Annotated in this window: 17 protein-coding genes; 12 read left to right on the forward strand and 5 right to left on the reverse strand. The window is 72.3% G+C overall.

The window, feature by feature from the left end; all coding sequences use genetic code 11:
- The first annotated feature begins 540 nt into the window (after positions 1 to 540).
- Entirely contained in the window at positions 541 to 4,098 is a 3,558-nt protein-coding gene (locus AB0O48_RS17485) for an ABC transporter ATP-binding protein (RefSeq protein WP_357572105.1), read from the forward strand.
- Between the two features lie 46 nt (positions 4,099 to 4,144).
- Here AB0O48_RS17485 and AB0O48_RS17490 read toward each other — a convergent pair whose 3' ends face one another.
- From AB0O48_RS17490 to AB0O48_RS17505, 4 genes are all read right to left on the reverse strand, one after another.
- Positions 4,145 to 5,209: an NADH:flavin oxidoreductase/NADH oxidase gene (locus tag AB0O48_RS17490; protein WP_357247224.1), complete on the reverse strand. Its 1,065-nt coding sequence runs from the start codon at positions 5,207 to 5,209 to the stop codon at positions 4,145 to 4,147.
- A gap of 67 nt (positions 5,210 to 5,276) precedes the next feature.
- Positions 5,277 to 6,569: a dicarboxylate/amino acid:cation symporter gene (locus tag AB0O48_RS17495; RefSeq protein WP_357248025.1), complete on the reverse strand. Its 1,293-nt coding sequence runs from the start codon at positions 6,567 to 6,569 to the stop codon at positions 5,277 to 5,279.
- A 200-nt stretch (positions 6,570 to 6,769) separates the two neighbouring features.
- The gene (locus tag AB0O48_RS17500; protein WP_357247227.1) at positions 6,770 to 7,444 is read right to left on the reverse strand and encodes a DUF998 domain-containing protein; all 675 of its coding nucleotides are present in this window, start codon (positions 7,442 to 7,444) and stop codon (positions 6,770 to 6,772) included.
- Positions 7,437 to 8,402 (reverse strand): glutathione S-transferase C-terminal domain-containing protein, encoded by a 966-nt coding sequence (locus AB0O48_RS17505; protein WP_365066721.1) that lies wholly within the window; start codon positions 8,400 to 8,402, stop codon positions 7,437 to 7,439. Before AB0O48_RS17505 ends, AB0O48_RS17500 begins: the two co-directional genes overlap by 8 nt.
- Positions 8,403 to 8,507: 105 nt before the next feature.
- On the opposite strand from AB0O48_RS17505, the gene pcaF reads away from it, so the two are divergent.
- The 5 genes from pcaF to AB0O48_RS17530 all read left to right on the forward strand — a co-directional run bounded on the left by pcaF (position 8,508) and on the right by AB0O48_RS17530 (position 15,221).
- On the forward strand, positions 8,508 to 9,713 hold the full coding sequence (gene pcaF / locus AB0O48_RS17510; RefSeq protein ID WP_365066724.1) for a 3-oxoadipyl-CoA thiolase: 1,206 nt from the start codon (positions 8,508 to 8,510) through the stop codon (positions 9,711 to 9,713).
- Between the two features lie 101 nt (positions 9,714 to 9,814).
- Complete coding sequence (locus AB0O48_RS17515) at positions 9,815 to 10,627, forward strand: SAM-dependent methyltransferase (RefSeq protein ID WP_357247235.1); 813 nt, start codon at positions 9,815 to 9,817, stop codon at positions 10,625 to 10,627.
- 5 nt (positions 10,628 to 10,632) lie between these two features.
- The gene (locus AB0O48_RS17520) at positions 10,633 to 12,783 is read left to right on the forward strand and encodes an EAL domain-containing protein (protein WP_357570236.1); all 2,151 of its coding nucleotides are present in this window, start codon (positions 10,633 to 10,635) and stop codon (positions 12,781 to 12,783) included.
- Between the two features lie 40 nt (positions 12,784 to 12,823).
- A complete protein-coding gene (locus AB0O48_RS17525) occupies positions 12,824 to 13,324 on the forward strand; it encodes a DUF456 domain-containing protein (RefSeq protein WP_357247241.1) in 501 nt (166 codons plus the stop codon).
- Between the two features lie 310 nt (positions 13,325 to 13,634).
- Positions 13,635 to 15,221, forward strand: coding sequence for an amino acid permease (locus tag AB0O48_RS17530; protein WP_365066728.1), 1,587 nt, complete (start codon positions 13,635 to 13,637; stop codon positions 15,219 to 15,221).
- Between the two features lie 18 nt (positions 15,222 to 15,239).
- Here the strand turns inward: AB0O48_RS17530 and AB0O48_RS17535 are convergent, their stop codons facing one another.
- Complete coding sequence (locus tag AB0O48_RS17535) at positions 15,240 to 16,385, reverse strand: PQQ-dependent sugar dehydrogenase (protein WP_365066731.1); 1,146 nt, start codon at positions 16,383 to 16,385, stop codon at positions 15,240 to 15,242.
- Positions 16,386 to 16,475: 90 nt separating this feature from the next.
- On the opposite strand from AB0O48_RS17535, the gene AB0O48_RS17540 reads away from it, so the two are divergent.
- The 6 genes from AB0O48_RS17540 to AB0O48_RS17565 all read left to right on the forward strand — a co-directional run bounded on the left by AB0O48_RS17540 (position 16,476) and on the right by AB0O48_RS17565 (position 25,296).
- Entirely contained in the window at positions 16,476 to 17,840 is a 1,365-nt protein-coding gene (locus AB0O48_RS17540; protein WP_365066734.1) for a glutamine synthetase family protein, read from the forward strand.
- A gap of 116 nt (positions 17,841 to 17,956) precedes the next feature.
- A complete protein-coding gene (locus tag AB0O48_RS17545; protein ID WP_365066737.1) occupies positions 17,957 to 19,312 on the forward strand; it encodes an aldehyde dehydrogenase family protein in 1,356 nt (451 codons plus the stop codon).
- Between the two features lie 5 nt (positions 19,313 to 19,317).
- Positions 19,318 to 20,085: a 3-oxoacyl-ACP reductase gene (locus AB0O48_RS17550; protein ID WP_210784710.1), complete on the forward strand. Its 768-nt coding sequence runs from the start codon at positions 19,318 to 19,320 to the stop codon at positions 20,083 to 20,085.
- A 65-nt stretch (positions 20,086 to 20,150) separates the two neighbouring features.
- Positions 20,151 to 20,849 (forward strand): gamma-glutamyl-gamma-aminobutyrate hydrolase family protein, encoded by a 699-nt coding sequence (locus AB0O48_RS17555; RefSeq protein WP_357570232.1) that lies wholly within the window; start codon positions 20,151 to 20,153, stop codon positions 20,847 to 20,849.
- A gap of 41 nt (positions 20,850 to 20,890) precedes the next feature.
- The gene (locus AB0O48_RS17560; RefSeq protein ID WP_357247260.1) at positions 20,891 to 21,442 is read left to right on the forward strand and encodes a pyridoxamine 5'-phosphate oxidase family protein; all 552 of its coding nucleotides are present in this window, start codon (positions 20,891 to 20,893) and stop codon (positions 21,440 to 21,442) included.
- A 194-nt stretch (positions 21,443 to 21,636) separates the two neighbouring features.
- Entirely contained in the window at positions 21,637 to 25,296 is a 3,660-nt protein-coding gene (locus AB0O48_RS17565) for a SpoIIE family protein phosphatase (protein ID WP_365066741.1), read from the forward strand.
- Positions 25,297 to 25,326: the final 30 nt, after the last annotated feature.

A 25,326-nucleotide genomic window follows, 5' to 3' on the forward strand; every position in this document is an offset into this window, starting at 1 on the left:
CGGGGGACTCGGGGCGCCGGGGTCCAGATGTAACGACCGGCGGGCCAGGGTCATTCCGGGGGGCGGCCCATCCATCGGCACCCACGTGAAGGCGGTGCCTACGGTCGTTCGTGGGGACTACAACGACCCGACCGGGTCCCGCATTCCCACCCCCGGCGTGCCGGGCGGCGGGGCGGTGGTCCTGCGATCGTCAGGGTATGTAACGACGCCGCCCCGGCCATGATTCCGCCCCACGGGTGCGGCCGGTCACCACCCAGCGACCCCTTGAATCGGACAAACCTCGCGCCGACCACCACGCCGGGCATGCGCAGCGCTGGGTGCCGCGCGCTCCGGCACCCATCGGTCATCAAACCGCATGATCCACTCGATGTCACGGATATCGGGTGTCCGGGACGGGCTGACCCCGCGACGTCACGGAAGCCGAGTCGATCATGGGATCGGCGGAAGCTGATGCCCTGTTCGGGGCCGGAAATTCGGTTGAATCTGGGCGTCGTCGCCGCCAGGCTGAAGTCTCCGCCACCCCACGTCCGGAGGACTTCCATGCGCCTGCTCCGTGATCTGTGGGGCACCTCGGCACGTCGGATGACGGTCGTGGCCGTCCTGATCGTGCTCGGCGCCGCCGGCCAGGCGGGCGCCTCGGCGTTGGCCGGTGCGGTCCTGGTGCACCGGTCGTCCGGTTTCTTCGCCGTGCTGGCCGCGGCGCTGGTCGCGGTGGTGCTCAGCGACCTCGCGGTGAGCCTGCTGATGGCCGGCGTGACGGCGGACTGGTCCGCGGACGTACGCCGCCGGCTCTGCCGGGTCGCTCTCGGGCAGGACCTGCCCACCCTGGAGACCACCCCGGTGGGTGAGCTGCTCGACCGGATCGACGGGGACGTCTACCAGGTGGCCTCGGCGATCCGCAACCAGGGCACCCGGCTCGCCCAGGGCCTCTGCGTCGGCCTGTTGTCGATGGTCGTGGCGTTGGCCGTGTGGTGGCCGGCCGGGGTCGCGATGCTGCTGCTCACGGTGCTGCTCGCCGCCGGCCTGCGGCGGCCCACGGCGCGGATCGCCCCGGCCCGGATGCGCGAGGAGGAGGCGTGGTCCGACCTGGCCGCCGTGATGGAGGAGGCGGTGCACGGCCAGGACGACGTACGTACCAGCCTGGCCCGGCCGTACGTGCTGCGGCTCTACGCCCGGCGGGCCGCCGCCGTGTTGTCCCGGGGCAGCCTGGTCTGGGTGTTGTCCGCCCGGGTGGCCGCGGCCGCCACCGCGACGATCCGCGGCGGCATCGGCGCGGTGGTACTCGGAGGGGCCTGGGCGTTGGCCACCGGCCGGATCGACGCCGCCCGGCTCACCGCCATCTGGCTGCTCGCCCTGGCCTTCGGGGCCACCGCGGAACACGTCAGCCGAATGGTGCCGGAGATCCAGGAGGCTCTGGGCGCATGGGCGCGGGTGCGGCTGCTGCACAGGGCCCGGCAGGAGCCCGTCGGCGGGGCCAGCCCGACCGAGGGTGACCTCCGCATCCGCGACCTGACCTTCGAGTACGAGGTGAGTGGCCCCGAGGGCGGCCGGGGGGCCGCGTTGCGCGGGCTCAGCCTCACCTTCGCGCGCGGACGCTCGTACGCGCTCATCGGGCGGACCGGTTCGGGCAAGTCGACGTTGGCGAAGGTGCTCACCAGGGCGGTCGACGTGCCGTCGGGCACTGTCTTCCTCGGTGGCACCGACCTGTGCGACCTCGACGTCGAGCAGTTGCGCCGCTGGGTGGCGCTGGTGCCGCAGCGTACCGAGATCCTGGCGGGCACTCTCGCGGAGAACGTCGCGCTCTACGACCCGGAGCTGCTCGACGCCGCGGCGAAGGCGCTTGACGAGTTGGGCCTGGCCGGCTGGATCGCCGAGTTGCCGGACGGGTTGGCGACCCGGCTCGGGGAGGGCGGGCACGTGCTCTCCGCGGGCCAGGAGCAGCTGGTGGCGTTCGCCCGGATCCTGGTCCGTGACCCGCATGTGGTGGTCCTCGACGAGGCCACCGCGCGTCTGGATCCGGTGACCGAGGCGCGGGTGCAGCGGGCCACCGAACGACTGCTGCGTGACCGGATCGGCATCGTCATCGCGCACCGGCTCTCCTCCGTGCGCCGCTGTGACGAGGTGGTGGTGCTGGCCGACGGCGCGGTGGTCGAGGCCGGTCCACTGGAGACGTCGACGCGTTTCGCCGAGCTGCTGGCGACCAGTCACGCCGCCACGTACGCCGCGGTGGCACCGATGGGCCGTGCCGGCGCGGGCACCGACCTGCTGGTCGGCCCCGATCCGGCCGATGCCTGGCCGAGCGAACCGCCGACGACCGGTGCCGTCCCGAAGGCCGGGTCGATCGCCGACCAGATCGAGCAGGTCACGCCGGCCGAGCAGGTCGGGCCGACGCGGGCCGATCCGCCGCCGCTGCCGCCCGTGCCGCCGGCCCGGACACTGCGGGAGATCTTCCGGCTCTGCACCAACGATCCCCGGTACGGGCTGGCCGCGATCGGGTTGTTCCTCGGGCTCAGCCTGCTGGGGCTGGACGGCCCGGTGCTGCCCTGGCTCTGGGCCGACCTGGTCGACGGGACCGGCAACCCGTACCTGCCGGCAGTCGGGATCGTGGCCGGGCTGCTGATCACCCTGCCGCTGCCGTTCTACACCCACGTCTGGTTCCCGCAGTGGTGGGTGCGGCAGATGCTGCGGATCAGCCTGCGCCTGGTGCACGGGCAGACCGGGCCGCGCCGGGTCAGCTCGCACACCCCGGCGGAGGTCGTGGCGCAGGGCGGCGACACCGAGCGGGTGGTCCAGCTCGCCGACAACGTGCTGGACCAGGCCGTCGCGCTGGTCCTGGTGGTCGCCATGACGGCGGTCACCGGCAGCGTCGTACCGGGGCTGTTCTTCCTCGGCACGATGGTGGTCTCCGGGCTGGCCGCGACGCTGTTCGGGCCGAAACTCGAACGTGCCGCCCAGGCGACGGTGACGGCGCGCGCCGCCTTCGCCACGGCTCTGGTCTCCGCGCTCTCCGCAGCACGGACGGTGAAGCTCGCCGGCGCGACCACGGCGGTGCTGCGCCACCTGGCGGGTCTGGACGTGCTGCGCAGCGACCGGCAGCGGCGGGAGATCTCGGTGCAGGTGTGGGCGCGTTCCACGCCGTCGATGGCCAGTGGGCTGTTGCCGATCGGCGCGTGGGCGCTCTACCTGAGCGGCTCGCTCTCCGCCGGGGCGGTGCTGGTGGCCGTGTCCACGCTGGGCGCGGCACGGTGGTTCGCCTGGACCACCGCTTCGTTGATCTCCCAGCTACCGTCGGCGCGGGTCTGGACGCGGCGCACGGTGGCGATGACCGGGGTGAGCACGTACTCCGCGGGGGTTGCCGCGGTCGACCTGGCGGCCGGGACGGCGCCCGCGCCGACACCCGCGCCGCGACATCCGCTGCGACGGCTGGAGTTGCGCGGTTTCGGGGTGGTGCACTCCGACGGCACGGTGGCCGTCCGCGACGTGGACCTGACCGTGCAGCGGGGGCAGTTGGTGCTCGTCGTCGGGCCGGTGGGGTCGGGCAAGTCCTCGCTGCTGCGAGGGCTGGCCGGGATCGTGCACCACACCGGGGAGCTGGCCTGGAACGGTGATCCGGTCACCGAGCCGGAGCTGTTCCTGCGCCCCAACCAGGTCGGCTACGTCGGCCAGTTGCCCCGGGTGCTGTCCGGCACGGTCGCGGACAACATCGCGCTCGGACACCAGGTGGACGCGGCCGGGGCGGTCAGCACCGCCCAGCTCGACCACGACCTGGCCGCCGCCGGCGGTGGGCTGGGCTTGCTCATCGGGCACAAGGGCACCCGGCTCTCCGGCGGGCAGTTGCAGCGGTTGGCGTTGGCTCGGGCGCTGGCGCCGCGTACCGAACTGTTGGTCGCCGACGACGTGTCGTCGGCGCTGGACGTCACCACCGAGTTGGCGTTGTGGCAGGCGTTGCGCGACCACGGGGTGACAGTGGTCGGCTCGACCGCGAAGCGCGCCGCGCTGGTCCGCGCCGACCACGTGGTGGTGCTGATCGGTGGCACGGTGGCGGCGCGAGGCAGCTGGCAGGACCTGGAGGGGGACTGGTCGCACCTGGCGGGCTGACCCGTCGGACGGCTGCCGGTCCCGGCAGCCGTCCGACGGGCGGGGATCAGGCGCGGGCGTACTGCGGCGGCCCGGAGTAGACGACGCCGAGCTTGGCGGCGGCCCGGCGCGGCCAGTATGGGTCGCGCAGCAACTCCCGGCCGAGCAGCACCAGGTCGGCCTCGCCGCCCGCGATGATCTGCTCGGCGTGCTCGGGCTCGACGATCAGGCCCACCGCGCCGGTGGGAACGCCGGCCTCGCGGCGGATCTGGGCGGCCAGCGGCACCTGGTAGCCGGGGCCGAGCGGGATGCGCTGGTCCGTGCTGACGCCACCGGAGGAGGCGTCGACCAGGTCGACGCCGACGCCGGCCAGTTCACCGGCGAGCACCACGCTGTCCTCGATCGTCCAACCGCCCTCGACCCAGTCGGTGGCGGAGATGCGGGTCAGCACCGGCACGTCCTCGCCGACCGCGGCGCGTACCGCGCGGGCCACCTCCAGGGTGAGTCGCATCCGGGCGGCCCGGTCGCCGCCGTAGCCGTCGGTGCGGTGGTTGGTCAGCGGCGAGAGGAACTCGTTGAGCAGGTAACCGTGCGCGGCGTGGATCTCCACGGCCGCGAAGCCGGCGGCCAGCGCGCGTTCGGCGGCCGTCGCGAACGCCTCGACCACACCGGTGATGCCGGCCTCGTCGAGGGCGGTCGGCGTCCGGTAGCCGGCGGTGAACGGCTCCGAGCCGGGCGCGGTGGGCGTCCAGCCGCCCTCGGCGTCCGGCACCCCGCCGCGTTCCGGCGCCCACGGCCGGTAGGTGGAGGCCTTGAAGCCGGCGTGCGCGAGCTGCACGGCCGGCACCGCGCCGTGGGCGGCGACGAACGCGGTCACCGGTCGCCACGCGTCGACGTGCGCGCCGGACCACAGCCCGGTGTCCTGCGGGCTGATCCGGCCCTCGGGGAGCACGGCGGTCGCCTCGGTCAGCACCAGCCCGGCGCCGCCGACCGCGCGGCTGCCCAGGTGGATCAGGTGCCAGTCGGTCGGCAGGCCGTCCGGGCCGGCGGAGTACTGGCACATCGGCGCCATGGCGACCCGGTTGGGCAGGGTGACGGCACGCAGGGCCAGGGGGGTGAACAGGGAACTCATGGGGCCATCCTCTCCGAGACGGCGACAGGCCCCCGGGGGAGGGCCTGTCGTCGTCGGTGTGCTCTGGTCAGGCGGGAACTGGAGTCAGCTCGGGACGGGTCTCCGCGACCGGCTCCGGCTCGATCAGGTCGCGACGACCGGCGGACTCGTACGCGGCCCGGTCGAGGGTGCCCTCGCGGGCGGCGACCACGGTCGGCACCAGGGCCTGCCCGGCCACGTTGGTGGCGGTGCGGATCATGTCCAGGATCGGGTCGATGGCCAGCAGCAGGCCGGCGCCCGCCAGCGGCAGGCCCAGCGTGCTGAGGGTCAGGGTGAGCATCACGATCGCGCCGGTCAGGCCGGCGGTGGCCGCCGAGCCGACCACCGAGACGAAGGCGATCAGCAGGTAGTCGGTGACGCCGAGGTGCACACCGAAGACCTGGGCCACGAAGATCGCGGCGAGTGCGGGGTAGATGGCGGCGCAACCGTCCATCTTCGTGGTGGCGCCGAAGGGCACCGCGAACGAGGCGTACTCGCGGGGCACGCCGAGCCGCTCGACGGAGCGCTGCGTCACCGGCATGGTGCCGACGGAGGAGCGGGACACGAAGGCCAGCTCGATCGCCGGCCAGGCGCCGGCGAAGAAGCGCAGCGGGTTGAGGCGGCCGGCGAGGATCAGCACCAGCGGGTAGACCACGAACAGCACGATGGCGCAGCCGACGTAGACGGCGGTGGTGAACTTCGCGAGGGGGGCCAGCAGGTCCCAGCCGTACGAGGCGACGGCGTTGCCGATCAGGCCGAGGGTGCCGATCGGGGCGAGGCGGATGACCCACCAGAGTGCCTTCTGGACGATCTCCAGCAGGGAGCGGTTCAGCGCGACGAACGGTTCGGCGGCGTCGCCGACCAGCAGGGCCGCCGCACCCACGACTAGGGCGAGGAAGACGATCTGCAGGACGTTGCCCTCGACGAACGCGCCGACCGGGTTGGTGGGCACGATGCCGGTGAGGAAGTCGGTCCACGAGCCGGTGTTCTTCGGCGGGGTCGCGCCACCCACGTCGAGGGACACGCCCTTACCCGGGTTGGTGAGCAGCCCGAGGCCGATGCCGATGCTCACCGCGATCAGCGCGGTGATGCCGAACCACATCAGGGTCTTGAGCGCGAGCCGCGCGGCGTTGGCCACGCCGCGAAGGCTGACCACGCTGACCACGATGGCCGTGAAGACCAGCGGCGGTACGGCCAGCTTGAGCAGCTGGATGAAGAGGCCACCGACGGTGTGCAGGGTGCTGGTCAGCCAGCTCAGGTCGTTGGCGCGGGCCAGGAAGCCCAGCGCGACGCCGAGCACGAGGCCGAGCAGGATCTGCACGGAGAAGGGAATCTTGCGCAGGCTGAAGGGCATGAGGAATCTATCCAATTGTCCGGTCTGATCGGGGCAGGCGTGGAAACGCAGCTAGCCCGGACAGATGCCACTGGCCTGTAGTCGGAGATCGACATACAGGCGGACAGTGAGGCCCCAGACATTGGTCATCGCTAGGCGAGACTACGCCGCTGCCCGGGTATCGCAAGGAGCGGTCGACGTGAGGATCCTTACAAGGAGCTCGCCTGTCGGTGGTTCAGGGCCAGTACGGTGGCGGTGGCGAGACCCCAGGCGGCCAGCAGCAACAGGACCAGCCGCTCCAGCACACCCACCACCGCGCCCCGGCCGACGACGAGCATGGTCAGCCCGACCGTCGCGCAGAGCGGCAGGGCCAGCGCGGCGGTCGCGCCGGCCAGTCGACGCACCGCCGGGCCAGCCGACCCGGACACGGCGAGCGCGAGCATCGCGAAGACCACCGACGCGGTGGCCGCGATGCTCGCGCCGCCGTGCACCAGATCAGCGGTCGTGGCTCGCTCGAACGGCGGCAACGGACAGCCGGCGGAGCAGGTCACCGCCCCGGACACCGCCGTCAACACGGCACCGGTGGCGAGCAGCGCCGGCGCCGCCGCCCACACCCCGGGAGGCAGCGCGGCACCGAGCAACAGCAACGCGGCGGCCAGGGCGAGGACCCCGATCCGGTACGTCGCCGCGTGTCCACTGCCGGCGATGCCGGCCTCGCTGACGTACCCGGTGAGCCCTGGACCGGGACCGGCGACCACGGCGACCGTCACCGCCACCGCACCGGCCAGCGCGCAACCCGCCGCGGCGGAACCGGCGGCCCGACGGGCGACGTCCGCGCCGACCCTCGGCGCGGACGTGGTGTCGGAACGACCCGGCTCAGCCACGCCCGTGTGGCGTGTGCCAGCCCGACTCGTCCGGCCCGAGCGGCACGATGCCACTGGGGTTGATCTCCCGGTGGGTGCCGTAGTAGTGCCGCTTGATGTGGTCGAAGTCGACCGTCTCGCCGAAGCCGGGGGTCTGGAACAGGTCCCGGGCGTACGCCCACAGGACCGGCATCTCGGTCAGCTTCTGCCGGTTGCACTTGAAGTGCCCGTGGTACGCGGCGTCGAAGCGGACAAGCGTCGTGAACAGCCGCACGTCCGCCTCGGTGATCGCGTCACCCATCAGGTACCGCTGCCCGGCCAGCCGCTCGGAGAGCGCGTCCAGCCGGGCGAAGAGTGTCCGGAACGCCTCGTCGTACGCCTCCTGGGAGGTGGCGAACCCGCACCGGTAGACGCCGTTGTTGACGTCGGTGTGGATCTCCGTCATCAGCGCGTCCATCTCGGGGCGCAGCGCGACCGGGTACAGGTCCGGTGCGTCGGGCGCGTGCAGTGACCGCCACTCGGTGGAGAAGTCGAGGGTGAGCTGCGGGTAGTCGTTGGTGACCACCCGGCCGGTCCGGGTGTCGACGAGCGCCGGCACGGTCACCCGGCCGGTGTAGTCCGGGTCGGTGGCCAGGTACGCCTCGGAGAGGAAGCTCACGCCGAGGACCGGGTCGAAGCCGTCCGGGTCGAGGGCGAACGCCCACCCCCGCTCGTCGCGGATCGGGTCGACGGTGCCCAGCGAGATCGCCTCGTCCAGCCCGAGCAGGCCCCGCACGATCCTCGCCCGGTGCGCCCACGGGCAGGCCCGGCACCAGATCAGCCGGTAGCGGCCGGCCTCCAGGGGCCAGCGGTCCTGCTCGTCCGGGCCGCCGCCGGGCGGGGAGGTCGAGTCGGCGGTGACCCGACCGGTGAACCGGTTGGGTTGGCGGACGAACGCGCCGCCGCCGCTGGTCTCTGCGCTGAACTGGGCCCGGGCCATGCCGTCAACCTATCCGTTGCCCGCGCGGATATCCTGGCGGCCGGCAGCCCCCGCGACCCGGTGGGCGTGCCCCACCCCCGCCGTCTGCACCCCGAAGGACTCGCGATGACCGTGGCATACCTGGTGGCCGGTGTCCGCACCCCGATCGGCCGGCACGCGGGCGCGCTGGCCGCCGTCCGCCCCGACGACCTGGCCGCGCACGTGATCCGTGAACTGGTCGCCCGGCACCCGTCGGTGGACTGGGCGCGGGTGGACGACGTCGTGCTCGGCTGCGCCAACCAGGCCGGCGAGGACAACCGCAACGTGGCCCGGATGGCGGCGCTGCTCGCCGGCCTGCCCGAGGAGGTGCCGGGCAGCACCGTCAACCGGCTCTGCGGTTCGGGCCTGGACGCCCTCGCCACCGCCGCCCGGGCCATCATCGCCGGCGAGGCCGAGTTGATGATCGCCGGTGGGGTGGAGAGCATGAGCCGGGCGCCGTTCGTCCTGCCGAAGGCGACGTCGGCGTACTCCCGCTCGGCCGAGGTGTACGACACCACGCTGGGCTGGCGGCTGGTCAACCCGTTGATGCGCGACGGGTGGGGGATCGACTCGATGCCGGAGACGGCGGAGAACGTGGCCGCCGAGTACGGCGTCAGCCGGGCCGAGCAGGACGCCTTCGCGTACCGCTCGCAGCAGCGCGCGGCCAGGGCGCAGGCCGACGGCCGGTTCGCCGAGGAGATCGTCGCGGTGTCCGTGCCGGCCGGTCGGCGCGAAACCCGGCTGGTCGAGGTCGACGAGCACCCCCGAGAGACCACGCTGGAGAAGTTGGCGGCGCTGCCCACCCCGTTCCGCGACGGCGGCACGGTCACCGCGGGCAACTCCTCGGGCGTCAACGACGGCGCGGTCGCGCTGCTGGTGGCCAGCGAGGCGGCGGTTTCCCGGTACGGCCTCACCCCGCTGGCCCGGATCGTCGGTGCGGCGGCGGCCGGCGTGCCGCCCCGGATCATGGGGATCGGCCCGGTGCCGGCCACCCGCAAGTTGCTCGACCGCGTCGGCGTCGAGCTGGGCGCGGTGGACGTGGTGGAGCTGAACGAGGCGTTCGCCGCGCAGTCCGTGGCGGTGCTGCGGGAGTTGGGTCTGCCCGTGGACGCCGACCACGTCAACCCGAACGGTGGGGCCATCGCGCTGGGACACCCGCTCGGTGCCAGCGGCGCGCGGCTGGCGCTGACGGCCGCCCTGGAGCTGCGCCGCCGCGGTGGCCGCCGGGCTCTGGCGACCATGTGCATCGGCGTCGGTCAAGGCATTTCGCTGATGCTGGAGTCAGCCGCCTAGAGTGGTGCACACCACACGACCCGCGGGTCGGCCGGTGCTCGCGCACGCCCGTCGACGCCGGTGCCGTCCCGCGCCGCGGCGATGAGTTGGGGAGCACACTGATGCCGGACGGACTGCCGACCGAGATCGATCTGACCAGGCCGAGCGCGGCCCGGGTGTACGACTACTTCCTGGGTGGGGCGCACAACTTCGAGATCGACAGGCAACTGGCCGAGCAGATCGCCAGCATGACCCCGAATCTCGCCGCCACCATGCGGGCCGGCCGGGAGTTCCTGCGCCGGGCCGTCCGGGTGCTGCTCGACGCCGGCATCGACCAGTTCCTCGACATCGGCTCCGGAATTCCCACCGTGGGCAACGTGCACGAGGTGGCCCAGGGGGTCAACCCGAAGGCCCGCGTGGTGTACGTCGACATCGACCCGGTGGCCGTCGCGCACAGCCGGGAACTGCTCGCCGGCAACGAGCTGACCGGTGTCATCCACGCCGACCTGCGCGAGCCGGAGCGGATTCTCGCCGAGACCCGGCAGCTCGGGCTGATCGACTTCAACCGGCCGATGGGCATCCTGCTGGCCGGGGTGGTGCACTTCATCCCGGACGGCGACCGGCCCGAGGAGATCCTGGCCGCCCTGCGCGCCGCCGCCGCGCCGGGCAGCTTCCTGGTCGTCTCGCACTCCACCTTCGAGGACCAGCCACAGGAGATGCTGGACGCCCAGCGACTCTCCGCCCGTACCGCCACCGAGATCACCCTGCGCTCCCGCGCGCAGGTCACCGGCTTCTTCGGCGACTGGACCGTCCTGGAGCCGGGTGTGGTGCACATGCCGCTCTGGCGCCCGGACTCACCGTCCGACGTGGACGAGCACCCGGAGCGGTTCGGCGCCTTCGGTGGCGTCGCCCGGTACGACCAGCCCGCCGGCTGATCGACATGACCGCCGTCCCGGACCCCGTCGGCCGGGCCGACGCCCAGGGGTACGCCGCCGACTGGGCCCGCGCGATCCGCCGTCTCGGTTTCGTGCCACTCAGCGTGGCCGAGACCGAGCGGCTGCTGCTGGCGCACACGATCCGGCTGGCGCGGGCGGTGCGGGCGGAACCGTTCAGTGCCGAACCGGCGGAGGAGGTCGGTCGGGCGCTTGTCGAGGCGCACCTCACCGCACCGCAGGCCCTGGACTGGACGCTGCGCGCCCTCGGTACGGACTTCCCGGGCCGGCTGCTTCCCACCGAAGACCGGCCGGCGGACCTGACCGAGCGGATCGCCGCGCTGCAGGGCGGGCTGGCGGCCGGGTTCGCACGCGCGCTGCGTGACCGTACCTTCAGCCAGCAGGAGCAGATCGCCCGCTCCGCCTGGCAGGCACGTGACCGGGTCGAGCAGGCACTGCGCGACAGCGAGGCCCGTTTTCGGGCGGTCTTCAGCGGCGCCGCGATCGGCATCGGCATCGCCGGCGTGGACGGCCAGATCATCGATGTCAACCAGGCGTTCGCCGACATGCTCGGCTACTCGATCGGGGAGTTGCGCGGCAGCAACGTGGCGGCGCTGTTCCACCCCGACGACGCCGCCGGGATGTGGGAGCTGTACGAGGAGCTGGTCGACGGCAAGCACGACGCCGCCCGGGTGGAGAAGCGCTATCACCGCAAGGACGGCAGCGTGGTCTGGACGGATCTGGCCGTCTCGCTGATCCGGCACGGCGACGGGCGTCCCCGGTTCACCGTCGCGATGGTCGAGGACATCACCCAGCGGTACGAACTCCAGCAGCGGCTGCGCTTCCAGGCGCTGCACGACCCGCTGACCGGACTGCCCAACCGGACGTTGTTCTTCGAGACGCTGGGCCGGGTCCTCGACGCCGCGGGCGCCGGGCGGCGGGTCGGGGTGTGCTTCCTCGACCTGGACGGCTTCAAGGCGATCAACGACAGCCTCGGCCACGACCTCGGCGACCGGCTGCTGGTGATGATCGCCCGCAGGCTGGCCGCGTGCGTGTCCGACCATGGCCACCTCGTCGCCCGGATGGGTGGCGACGAGTTCGTGATCCTGGTCGACGGCGGGGACGACATCGACGACGCGGTGGCCGTCGCGGAGTCCGCGTTGGCCGCCGTCGCGGCCCCGGTGCACGTCGGTGACCACCAGCTGGCCGTGTCGGCCAGCGTGGGCATCGTGCAGTGCCTGGCGGCGGAGACCACCGCGTCCGAGCTGATGAAGGCGGCGGACACCACCCTCTACTGGGCCAAGGGGGCGGGCCGGGGCCGCTGGGCGGTCTACGACCCGGAGCGCAGTGCCCGGGACATCGCGCGGTCGGCACTCGTCGCCGGACTGCCCGCCGCGCTGGACCGGGGCGAGTTCGTGCTGCACTACCAGCCGATCGTGTCGCTGCTGGAGGGCACCATGCTCGCGGTGGAGGCGTTGGTCCGGTGGGAGCACCCGGAGTTGGGCCTGATCGGCCCGGACCGGTTCATCGGCCTGGCCGAGGAGACCGGCCTCATCGTCCGACTCGGCGAGTGGGTGCTGCGGCGGGCCTGTCACGACGCCGAGCGGTGGCGGCGGGAGTTCCCCGACGCCCGGCTGGTGGTCAGCGTCAACCTGGCCGCACGGCAGGCCGACGACCCGGCGATCGTGGACACTGTTGCCGACGTGCTGCACAGCACCGGCCTGCCCGCCGACCTGCTCCAGTTGGAGTTGACCGAGAGCGCCGTGATGGGCAGCGCCGGTGAGCCCCTGCGCAGCCTGTATCGGCTCGCCGCGCTCGGCGTCCGGCTGGCCGTGGACGACTTCGGCACCGGTTACTCGAACCTCGCGTACCTGCGGCGGTTGCCGATCCACTCGCTGAAGCTCGCCGGCCCGTTCGTGGAGGGGATCCGCGCCGACGGGACCGACGTCGCGGCCGACCACCGCGACGAACGAATCGTCGACGCGTTGGTCCGGTTGGCGCACGCACTGGAGCTGTGGGTCACCGCCGAGGCGGTCGAGACCGGGGTACAGGCCGAACGGCTGCGGGCGCTGCGCTGCGACACCGGGCAGGGCCGGTACTTCGGCGCCCCGGTCCCGGCCGACGCCATCACCGCGCGGCTGCGGGGCGGGGCGGCGTGAGCGGGAATCAGCTCGGATGGCGGCGATGGAAGGTGACAGCGTGGACCTGACAGATTCACAGACGGCGGTGACCGTGGTGGCCGGGTTGGCCATCCTGGCCGGGCTGGCCGGCGTGGTGGTGCCCGGTCTGCCGGCGTTGCCGCTGTGCTGGGGTGGCGTACTGGTCTGGGCGATCTTCGGCGGCGCCGGGATGGGCGGGTGGGCGGTGTTCGCCGCCGCCACGGTCGTCGCGGCGGGCGGCACCGTGATCAAGTACGCGTGGCCGGGCCGGAACCTGAAGAACACCGGCGTGCCGATGTCCACGCTGCTCGCCGGCGGGGTGCTCGGCGTCATCGGGTTCTTCGTGGTGCCGGTCGTCGGGCTGGTGCTCGGCTTCGTCGCCGGGGTGTGGGCGGCGGAGCGGCTGCGGCTGGGCAGCAACCGGCTCGCCTGGCCGTCCACCGTGCAGGCCATCAAGGCGGTCGGCCTGTCGATGCTCGTGGAGTTCCTGGCCGGTCTGACCGTCGCGGCGCTCTGGGTGACCGGCCTCCTCCTGACCTGACCATTCCGGCGTGACGCGCCCGCGGTGCGGCGGCGTTGGAGTGGGCGCGGGGCACTTGTCGGGTACGGCGATGAGCCGTACGTGAGAGAGAGGTGTGCCCCGCGCCGCGGTCCGGGCGGTCCGAGTGCCCGGGGGGTGGCCCGGAGATCGGGCCTGGTCACAGGGTCAAGGATGCGGGTCGGAGCGGCCGGACGGCAACGCAATTAGCCCTCCACCGGTGAGATTGCCACCCCGGACGTATTGACCGCCTTGATCAGCCGGGACGACACTTTGCGCACTCGCACGCGGAACCACCTCAGGGAGGTGTGCAGTGGCCACGACGCCCGTGCCGACCGCCGAGCAACCGATGGACGACGACGCCCGACGGCTCGCCGAACTCGGCTACAAACAGGAGCTGCGCCGCAAGTGGAGTGGCTTCTCCAACTTTGCCATCTCGTTCTCGATCATCTCGATCCTGGCCGGCTGCTTCACCACCTTCGGTCAGGCGTGGAACAACGGTGGGCCGGTCGCCATCTCCTGGGGTTGGCCGCTGATCTCGCTGTTCATCCTGATCATCGGCTTCTGCATGGCGGAGCTGGTGTCGGCGTACCCGACCGCGGGCGGGATCTACTGGTGGGCGGCCACCATGGGGCGCCCGGTGCACGGCTGGTTCACCGGCTGGCTGAACCTCATCGGTCTGGTGGCGGTCACCGCCTCGGTGGACTACGGCTGCGCGACGTTCCTCAACCTCACCCTGTCGGCGCTCTTCGACGGCTGGGCCGGGACGCTGCGGCAGGCGTTCATCCTCTACGTGATCATCCTGGTGCTGCACGGGCTGATCAACATCTTCGGGCACCGGATCATCGACGTACTCCAGAACGTCTCGGTCTGGTGGCACGTGGCCGGCGCGGCCGTCGTGGTGGCCATCCTGGTCTTCGTCCCGGACAACCACCAGAGCTTCCAGTTCGTGTTCACCGAGCGCTTCAACAACTCCGGCTTCGGTGACGGGGACGTCGGTGGGCTGACGTTCTGGTTCTACGTGCTGCCGCTGGGTTTCCTGCTGACCCAGTACACGATCACCGGCTTCGACGCCTGCGCGCACGTCTCCGAGGAGACCCGGGGCGCGTCGCAGGCCGCGGCCCGCGGTCTCTGGCAGTCGATCTTCTATTCGGCGGTCGGTGGGTGGATCCTGCTGCTGGCGTTCCTCTTCGCGGCCACCGACGTCGAGGCGGTCAACGCGGCGGGCGGGTTCTCCGGCGCCATCTTCGAGTCGGCGCTGACCCCGGTCTTCTTCAAGATCGTCATCATCATCTCGACCATCGGGCAGTTCTTCTGCGGCATGAGCTGCGTGACGTCGATGAGCCGGATGGCGTACGCGTTCAGCCGGGACCGGGCGGTGCCGGGATGGCGGCTCTGGTCGACTGTCGACCGCAACGGCACCCCGGTCAACGCGATCATCGGCGCCACCCTGGCCGGCCTGGTGCTGACCCTGCCGGCGCTCTACGAGAGCTCGGCCGGTATCCCGATCGCCTTCTACGCGGTGGTCTCCGTGGCGGTGCTCGGGCTGTACCTGTCCTTCCTCATCCCGATCGCGCTGCGGCTGCGGATGGGCGACCGGTTCGTGCCCGGCCCGTGGACGCTGGGCCGCAGGTACAAGCTGCTCGGCTGGATCGCGGTGATCGAGATCGCGATCATCGCCGTCTACTTCGTGCTGCCGATCGTGCCCACCGGGGTGCCCGGCAACGACGGGTTCACCTGGTCGGCGGTGAACTACGCGCCACTCGCCGTCGGCGGGGTGCTGCTGGTGGTCGCCATCTGGTGGTACGCCTCGGCCCGGAAGTGGTTCGCCGGCCCGGTCCGTACCGTCGAGGAGCCGGCGCCCACGTCCGAGCCGGCGGCGGTCGACGGCTCCGAATGACCGTGTCCTGTCGGGGGGTCAGGGCTGCGCGGTGTCCGCGAGACGGACTCCGACACGACCGGCGGGCGGTGGCTGCCGCTCGCCGGTCGTGAACCGGAGAATGCGGTCGTCCTGCGGCCCCGGGGTGCCATTGCCGTCGCGGTTGCTGGTGGCCACCCAGAGGGAGCCGTCCGGGGCCACCTCGACGGTACGGAGCCGGCCGTAGGCGCCCACCAGTTCGGCGGACGGTGTGCCGACCGTCCCGGCGGGGCCGATCGGGACGGCCCACAGCCGGGCTCCCCGCAGCGCGGCGACGAACAGGGTGCCGCCCGCGAAGGCGGCGCCACTCGGCGACGCCTGCGCCGGGGGCCAGACGACCACCGGGGCACGGAACCGGGGATCGCTGCTCGGGCCCTCCACGACCGGCCAGCCGTAGTTGCCGCCCGCGACGATCCGGTTCACCTCGTCCCAGGCGTTCTGACCGAACTCGGTGGCGAACAATCGGCCCCGCGCGTCCCAGGCCAGACCCTGCACGTTGCGGTGGCCGTAGCTGAACACCGGAGAACCGGGGAAGGGGTTGCCCGCCGGAATGCCCCCGTTCGGCCGGATCCGCAGGATCTTGCCGTTGCGGCTGGCCAGGTTCTGCGCGTTGGCGGGGACGCCCGCGTCACCGATGCCGGCGTAGAGCAGCCCGTCCGGGCCGAAGGCGATCCGGCCACCGTTGTGGACGGACGCCCGCGCGGGACCGCTGAGGATCACCTGCTGGGTCTGCGGCGCGCTGAACCGGAACCGCGTGATCCGGATGTCCGTGGCGGTGGTGAAGCAGACATAGACCCACCGGTCCAGGCGGTACCGGGGGGAGACCGCCAGGCCGAGCAGGCCCCCCTCGCCCCCGGCGACCACGCCGGGGATCTGGGCGACCTGCACGGGCGGCTGGCCCGGTCGTATCCGCAACACGGTGCCCTGGTCGCGCTGCGTCACCAGGGCGCTGCCGTCGGGCAGGAAGTCGAGCCCCCAGGGCGCTTCGAGTCCGGTCGCGACGACCTCCGGTTGGCTGAGGTCGAACCCGCCGGCACCCGCGGCGGTGACCGACCCGTCCCGTGGACGAACGCCCGCCTCGGCGCTCACCGCCGTGCCGAGCCCGATGGCGAGAGTGACGACCGCCAGGACCGCTCGAAGACGCATGACAACTCCCGCGTGGTTTGCCGCCGACCATGCCGTGGGCATTGACGGTGATCCGGTTTGCCAGTAGACCTTGGTGATGGAGGCCCGCTCATGAGCAGAACGCCGTTGACGCTGGAAGAGTTGCGGGTCGCCGTCGAGGCCGGCGAGATCGACACCGTGGTGCTGGCCCTCGTCGACATGCAGGGCCGCCTACAGGGCAAGCGGTTCCACGCGCCGTTCTTCCTCGACCAGGTGGTGGCCAACGGCAGCGAGGGCTGCAACTACCTGCTCGCCGTGGACGTCGACATGAACACCGTCGACGGGTACGCGATGTCGAGCTGGGAACGCGGCTACGGCGACTTCGCCATGGTGCCGGACTTCGCCACGTTGCGCCGGACGCCCTGGCAGCCGGGCTCCGCGTTGCTGTTGGCCGACCTGACCTGGCTCGACGGCTCCGGTGACGTGGTCGCCTCGCCCCGACAGATCCTGCGCCGGCAACTGGACCGGCTGGCCGAGCGCGGGCTGACCGCGTACGCGGGCACCGAGCTGGAATTCGTGCTGTTCCGCGACTCGTACGAGGACGCCTGGCAGCGCGGCTACCGCGACCTGACCCCGGCCAACCAGTACAACGTCGACTACTCGCTGCTCGGCACCGCCCGGGTGGAGCCGCTGCTGCGCCGGATCCGCACCGAGATGGCCGCCGCCGGGCTCACCCCGGAGAGCGCCAAGGGCGAGTGCAACCTCGGCCAGCACGAGATCGCCTTCCGCTACGACGAGGCGGTGGCCTGCGCCGACCACCACGTGATCTACAAGAACGGCGCCAAGGAGATCGCCGCCCAGGAGGGGATGGCGATCACCTTCATGGCCAAGCCGAACGAGCGGGAGGGCAACTCCTGCCACATCCACTTCTCCCTGCGGGACAGCAGCGGTGACTCGGCGATGCTCGGCGACGGGCCGGCGCACCTGTCGCCGACCGGGCAGCGGGTGCTCGCCGGGCTGCTCGCCACCATGCGGGAGTTCAGCCTGTTCTTCGCCCCCAACATCAACTCCTACAAGCGCTACCAACCCGGATCGTTCGCCCCGACGGCGCTGCGCTGGGGTGTGGACAACCGCACCTGCGCGCTGCGGGTGGTCGGGCACGGGCAGGGCATGCGGGTGGAGAACCGGGTGCCCGGCGCCGACGTCAACCCGTACCTGGCGATCGCCGGGCTGGTCGCCGGCGCGCTGCACGGCATCGACGGGGAGTTGGAGCTGGCCGCGGAGTGCACCGGCAACGCGTACGACGACCCGGAGGCCGAGCGCGTCCCCGGCACGTTGCGCGACGCCCTGACCCTCTGGGAGGCGTCGACGGTGGCCCGGGAGGCGTTCGGCGACGAGGTGGTGGCCCACTACGCCAACCAGGCGCGAGTCGAGCTGGCGGCCTTCGACGCCGCGGTGACGGACTGGGAGTTGAAGCGTGGCTTCGAACGTCTCTGACCCCCCACCCCCGACCGGGTCGATCATGCAGTTGTGGTGGGCGGGAAGTCATCTGCGGCGGCTTTTGTGGGGCACCACAACTCCATGATCAACTGGGATGGCAAGGGGTAGGGCGCGTGACGGTTCTGGTGGATCCGGCTTCAGGGGCCGAACTTCGGGAGGTTGCCGGGGCTTCGGTGGCCGACGTCGACGCCGCGATCTCGCGGGCCGCTTCGGCGTTCGAGACGTGGCGGTCCGTCGCGCCGGGGGACCGGGCGCGGTTGCTGCGGCGGTTCGCCGCCGTCGTCGACGCGCATCTCGACGAGCTTGCCCAGCTAGAGGTGCGCAACTCCGGTCACACCATCGGCAACGCCCGGTGGGAGGCCGGCAACGTCCGCGACGTCCTGGACTACTACGCCGGGGCGCCCGAGCGGCTGACCGGTCGACAGATCCCGGTGCCGGGCGGGTTGGACGTCACCTTCCACGAGCCACTCGGCGTGGTCGGCGTGATCGTGCCGTGGAACTTCCCGATGCCCATCGCCGCCTGGGGTTTCGTCCCGGCCCTCGCCGCCGGCAACACCGTGGTGCTCAAGCCCGCCGAGTTGACCCCGCTCACCGCGCTGCGCCTGGCCGAGCTGGCCCGCGAGGCGGGCCTGCCCGACGACGTGTTCATCGTCGTCCCGGGTGCGGGCTCGGTGGTCGGGGAGCGGTTCGTCAGCCACCCGGCGGTCCGCAAGATCTGCTTCACCGGCTCCACCGAGGTCGGCACCCGGATCATGGCCGGCTGCGCGGCCCAGGTGAAACGACTCACCCTGGAACTGGGCGGCAAGAGCGCGAACATCGTGTTCGCCGACGCCGACCTGGCACGCGCCGCCGCGACCGCGCCGGGCGCGGTCTTCGACAACGCCGGCCAGGACTGCTGCGCACGGTCGCGGATCCTGGTCCAGCGCCCGGTGTACGACAGGTTCCTAGAACTGCTCGAACCGGCGGTACGCGCCTTCCGGGTGGAGGACCCGTCCCGGGACACCGCCGAGATGGGGCCGCTGATCTCGGCGGCCCAACGGGACCGGGTCGCCGGCTACCTGCCCGACGCGCGGGTCGCCTTCACCGGCTCCTGCCCCGACGGCCCCGGCTTCTGGCACGCGCCCACGGTGCTGCTGGCCGACTCCCCGGCCGACCGGCACTGGCGGGAGGAGATCTTCGGCCCGGTGGTCTCGGTGCTGCCGTTCGACGACGAGGCCGACGCGGTCCGGCTCGCCAACGACACCGAGTACGGCCTCTCCGGCTCGATCTGGACCCGGGACGTCGGACGCGCGCTGCGGATGGCCCGTGCCGTCGAGGCGGGCAACCTCAGCGTCAACTCGCACTCCTCGGTGCGCTACTGGACTCCGTTCGGCGGGATGAAGCGTTCCGGGCTCGGCCGTGAGCTGGGCCCGGACGCGCTGCACTCCTTCACCGACGTCAAGAACGTGTTCATCGCGACAGAGGAGTGACGCCTGTGCAGGGTCGGTTGCAGGACCGGGTGGCCGTGGTCACCGGAGCGGGCAGCGGCATCGGGTTGGCCACCGTGCGGCGGTTCGCCGCCGAGGGTGCCCGGGTGGTCTGCGTGGACATCGACGCGGCGGCCGGCACGAGGGCCGCCGAGGAGTGCGGCGGCGAGTTCGTGGCCACCGACGTGGCCGACGAGTCGGCGGTACGCGACCTGTTCGACGGGGTGGCCGACCGGCACGGCCGGGTGGACATCGCGTTCAACAACGCCGGCATCTCACCCCCGGACGACGACTCCATCCTGGACACCGGGCTCGACGCGTGGGAGCGGGTGCTGCGGGTCAACACCACAAGCGTCTACCTCTGCTGCAAGTACGCGATCCCGCACATGCGCCGCCAGGGCAAGGGTTCGATCATCAACACGGCGTCGTTCGTGGCGCTGATGGGCGCGGCGACGTCGCAGATCGCGTACACCGCGAGCAAGGGCGGAGTGCTGGCGATGACCCGGGAGCTGGGTGTGCAGTTCGCCCGCGAGGGCATCCGGGTCAACGCGCTCTGTCCCGGGCCGGTGGCCACCCCGTTGCTGCTGGAGCTGTTCGCCGCCGACCCGGAGCGGGCCGCCCGCCGGCTCGTGCACGTACCGATGGGGCGCTTCGGGCAACCCGAGGAGATCGCCGCGGCGGTGGCGTTCCTGGCCAGCGACGACGCCTCGTTCATGACCGCCGCGCAGTTCGTGGTCGACGGCGGCATCACGGGCGCGTACGTCACCCCCCTGTGAGCGCGAGGAGTGAGCCGGTCCTGCGAGCCCCGCAGTCGCGAACGGAGTCGGGGCGGCGAAGGCCGTTGATCGGGATCAGCGCGTACGTCGAGCCCGCCGACTGGGCGGTCTGGCGGGGCGTGCGGGCCGTGCTGGTGCCGGAGGCGTACGCGCGGGCGGTGACGGCCGCGGGTGGCCGTGCGGTGGTCCTGCCGCCGGACGACGTGGACGCGGACGTGGTGGCCGTCCTCGACGGGCTGCTGCTGGCCGGTGGCGCGGACGTGGGTCCGGGGCGCTACGGCCAGCGGCACCACCCGCGGACCGAGGATCGGCCGGACCGGGACGCCGGTGAGCTGGTGTTGTTGGCCGCCGCGCTCGCCGCCGAACTGCCGGTGCTGGGCGTGTGCCGGGGGATGCAGGTGCTTGCCGTCGCCTACGGCGGCACCCTGCACCAGCACGTGCCCGACGTGGTCGGTCACGACGGGCACCGTCCGGCGCCCGGCGTCTACGGGACCCACCCGGCACGGTTCGCGCCGGGGAGTCTGGCCGCGAGGGTGCTGGCCGGGGTGGACCGGGTCAACTCGTACCACCACCAGTCGGTCGCCGATCCCGGTCGACTCGCGGTCACCGGGTGGGCGGAGGACGGCGTGATCGAGGCCGTCGAGGACCCGGCGCTGCCGTTCCTGCTCGGCGTGCAGTGGCATCCGGAGAACGAGGAGGAGCCGCGGCCGATCACGGCGTTGGTCCGGGCCGCCGCCGAGCGGATGGGCAGCGGTGTGAGCTAGGTCGCCCCGACGGGTGGTCGCGGCGATGGGAGGATCGCCGCATGGGCAAGGTCTATCCGGAGATCGACGGTCGACTACGTGACTTCATCGCGGACCAGCCGGTCTTCTTCGTGGCCACCGCGCCGTCCGGCGCCGAGGGGCATGTCAACGTCTCCCCGAAGGGCATGCGGGGCACGTTCGTGATCCTCGGCCCGCACCGGGTGGCCTATCTCGACTATCACGGCAGCGGGGCGGAGACCATCGCCCACCTGCGGGACAACGGCCGAATCACGCTGATGTTCTGCGCCTTCGACGGGCCGCCGAAGATCGTCCGGTTGCAGGGACGGGGCCGCAGCGTCTCGGTGAGCGAGGACGGCTTCGCCGACCGGCTCGCCGAATTTCCCGAGCCGCCGGACGTGCACGGCGTCCGGGCCGTGATCACCGTCGAGGTGGAACGGGTCAGCGACTCCTGCGGCTACGCGGTGCCATTGATGGACTTCCGCGCCGAGCGCGACCTGTTAATCACCTCACACTCCCGTCGTACCGCCGACGACCTGGCGGTCTACCGGGCCACCAGGAACGCGGCGAGCATCGACGGGCTGCCGGTCTTCTGACTCGCCGGGGCCGCTGACGGCGGCCTTTCGACGCCGGCGCGCCCGGCGTACGGTCCGGTGCCCGACAGCTCGGGCGGACGTCAACAGCGTCCAACCGTCGTCTTGCGTTACGTTGCTGGTCCGCTGGGGTACAAGTCGAAGCACGGCGGGTGAAGATCAACGGTCGCGGGGTGCCGGCCGGAGCGGGAGGCTGTATGAGCTCGGCCCAGGGGGGTGCGGACATCGGGCAGTCCGTCGCGCCCGGCCCGAAGGCTCCTCCGATGCTGGCGGCGGCGTTCGCGGCCGGTGGCGAGATGGGGGAGCGGCTGAGCCGCTTCGACTGGTCCACCGGACCGCTCGGCGAGCCCGGCCGCTGGCCGTTGGCGCTCTCCAACGCGGTGGGCATGATGCTCGCCTCCAGCGCGCAGATCGTCATGTTCTGGGGCGACGAGCAACTCGCCTTCTACAACGACGCCTACCGACCGACCATCGGCAGCAAACATCCGGACGTGCTCTGCCAACCGGCCCGCCAGCACTGGGCGGAGACCTGGGCGGTGCTCGGCCCGCTGCTCGAAGGCGTGCGGAGCACCGGGCGCTCCTACCGGGGTGACGACCACCCGTTCCTGCTGGACCGGCACGGCTTCGTCGAGCAGACCTACTTCAACGTCTCGTACGACCCGATCCGTGGTGAGGACGGCTCGGTCACCGGCGTCTACTGCGTCGTCAACGAGACCACCGGACGGGTCCTCGGCGAGCGCCGGCTACGGGCACTTGCCGAACTGGGTGCCGAGGTGACCGACACGGGCAGCGCGGCCGAACTCGGTCGGAGCGCCGCCGGGGTGCTCGGCCGGCACCGGGCGGACGTGCCCTTCGCCCTGATCTACCTGGCCGACGAGAGCGGTCAGCTCGCCCTGGCCGGGTCCACCGGCACCGCCCCGGCCACGCTCGGCGACACCGCCGAGCTGCTGGCCCGGGTCACCGCCGACACCGCGCCCGCGACCGTCGACGTGGCCGATCTGCTCGATCCGCCGCCGGTCGACGCCGCCGACCAGGCCCTCGTGCTGCCTCTCACGGCGACGAACCAGACGGTCGGCGCGCTGGTCGTCGGCGTGGCCCGCCAGCTTCCGCTCAGCGACGACTACCGCAACTTCCTGGAGTTGGTCGCGGCCCAGATCTCCCGGGCGGTCGGCACCCTGCGGGCGTACGGACAGGAGCGGGCCCGTGCCGCCGAGCTGGCGGCGCTCGATCTGGCGAAGACCAACTTCTTCGCCAACGTCAGCCACGAGTTCCGCACCCCGCTGACCCTGGTGCTCGGCCCGCTGGAGGACATGCTGGCCGACCCGGCCCTGTCCGCGGCCGACACCGACCGGCTGACCATGATGCACCGCAACGCGCTGCGCCTGCTCAAGCTGGTGAACACCGTGCTGGACTTCTCCCGACTGGAGTCCGGTCGGCTCGCCGCCCGCTACCAGCCCACCGACCTCGCCAGCTACACGGCCCGGCTGGCCAGCACCTTCCGCTCGGCCACCGAACGGGCCGGGTTGCGGCTGGTGGTGGACTGCCCACCGCTGCCGGCGCCGGTCGTCGTCGACCGGGATATGTGGGAGAAGATCGTCCTCAACCTGGTGTCGAACGCGGTCAAGTTCACCTTCGACGGCGAGATCCGGGTGCGGGTCCGGGCCGTGGATGGCGTGGCCTGCCTGGAGGTGACCGACACCGGCATCGGCATCCTGCCGGACGAGCTGCCGTACGTCTTCGAGCGGTTCCACCGGGTGCCGGGGGTGCGCGCCCGCACCCACGAGGGCACCGGGATCGGCCTGGCGCTGGTCCGGGAGTTGGTCGAGATGCACGGCGGCACGGTCGGTCTGACCAGTCAGGTCGACGAGGGCAGCACCTTCACGGTGACCGTTCCGTTCGGTTCGGCGCACCTGCCCGCGGACCGGGTCGCGGCCTTCGACCCGCTGCCCCCGGGTGAGCCCGAGCAGGCCCGGCTCTACGTGGCGGAAACCGCGCTGTGGACCGGCGTCGCGCCGGTACCCGGCCTCGACGGCCGGCCGACGGACGGCGCTCCGGCCGGCCGGATCCTGGTCGTCGACGACAACGTGGACCTGCGCGAGCACGTCACCAGACTGCTCTCCCCGACCTGGGAGGTGGTCACCGCGAGCGATGGCTTGGTCGCCCTGCCACTGGCCCGCGAGGGCGGCTTCGACCTGGTCCTCAGCGACGTGATGATGCCTCGTTTGGACGGATTCGGGCTGGTGAGCGCGTTGCGGGCGGACCCGCGTACCCGGCATGTGCCGATTGTGCTGCTCTCCGCCCGCGCCGGCTCCGCCGAGGCCGTCGCCGGCCTCTCCGCCGGCGCCGACGACTACCTCACCAAGCCGTTCTCCGGCCAGGAGCTGATCGCACGGGTCCGGGCCAACGTCGAGTTGGGGCAGCTCCGCGGCCAGATCATCCGCCGGCTCCGGGCGCTGGCCGACGCGGCGGTGGCCGTGAACACCGCCCGGTCCACCGCCGACGTGCTCCAGGTCGCCGCCCGGCACGCGCTGAGCCTCGTCGAGGCCGCGCGGGTGGTGGTCACCACCAGCGGCGCCCGGTCCGAGGCGGACACCGGGGGCGCCACCGCCGCCGACCCGTCCTTCGTGGCCGAGCTGACCGGCACCGCCGGCGAGCCGCTCGGCGAACTGCGGGTCTGGCGTCCGGCCGGCGACGGCGCGCAGGTCGACGAGGCCGCGTTGACCCAACTGGCCCGGCTGGTCGGGGTCCGCCTGGAGAACGCGCAACTCTACGAAGCCGAACACCGCATCGCGACCACCCTGCAGCACAGCCTGCTGCCCCGGTCGCTGCCGCAGCTACCCGGAGCGGTGGTGGCCAGTCGGTACCTGCCCGGCAGCGCCGACGTCGAGGTCGGCGGTGACTGGTACGACGCCATAAACGTCGAGGACGACGATCTGGTGCTGGTCATCGGCGACGTGGTCGGCAAGGGCGTCCAGGCCGCCGCGGCGATGGGGCAACTGCGCAACGCGCTGCGGGCGTACCTGCTGGAGGGTTACGACCCGGGTGAGTCGTTGACCCGGCTCAACCGGCTGGTCGGCTCCACCGAGGCCCGCTCCTTCGCGACGGTGGTCTGTCTGCTGTTCAACCCGCGCACCGGCCGGCTGCGGTACGCGAGCGCCGGCCACCCGTCCCCGCTGCTGATCAGAGCGGGTGAGGTGACGTTCCTGCACGACCGTGCGCTCGGCCCACCGGTCGGCGCGATCCCCGGGGCGACGTACGAGGCGGTCGAGGGCGAGTTGACGCCCGGCGACCGACTGGTGCTCTACACCGACGGCTTGATCGAGGACCGTCAGCTCGGCATCGATGCCGCGCTGGCCCAGCTCTGCGTCGACGCGGCGACCCCCAGCGAGCACGTGGCGGACCTGATCGACGCGGTCGTCGAGCGGGTCGACGGGCGTCCGCGCCGCGACGACGTGGCGGTCCTCGCCCTCGAAGCGGCCGAGCTGAACCGTTTCGCGCTACGGCTGCCGGCGGACCCGACCCGGCTCAGCGTGCTGCGCAAGCGCCTGGAGGACTTCCTCGTCGCGCACGCGGTCGACGAGACGGACGTGTTCGACCTGACCGTGGCGGTCTCCGAAGCCGCGGCCAACGCCATCGAGCATCCGGTGCACCCCGCCGAGGCGGTGATCAGCGTGGAGGTGGCCATCGAGGATCGGACGGTGACGGCCACCGTGCGCGACAGCGGGCAGTGGCGTGAGTCGACCGGCTCCGGGTTCCGGGGGCGTGGCCTGGCACTGATCAGGGCGCTGGGTGAGCTGTCGGTGCGGCGTACCGACGAGGGCACCGAGGTGACCCTGCGCCGGGAGCTGCGGAGCTGAGCGTGCGCCCGGCGGCGGCCGGTCGTCGTC

The organism is Micromonospora sp. NPDC085948, assembly GCF_040686315.1.
Lineage (GTDB): Bacteria > Actinomycetota > Actinomycetes > Mycobacteriales > Micromonosporaceae > Micromonospora.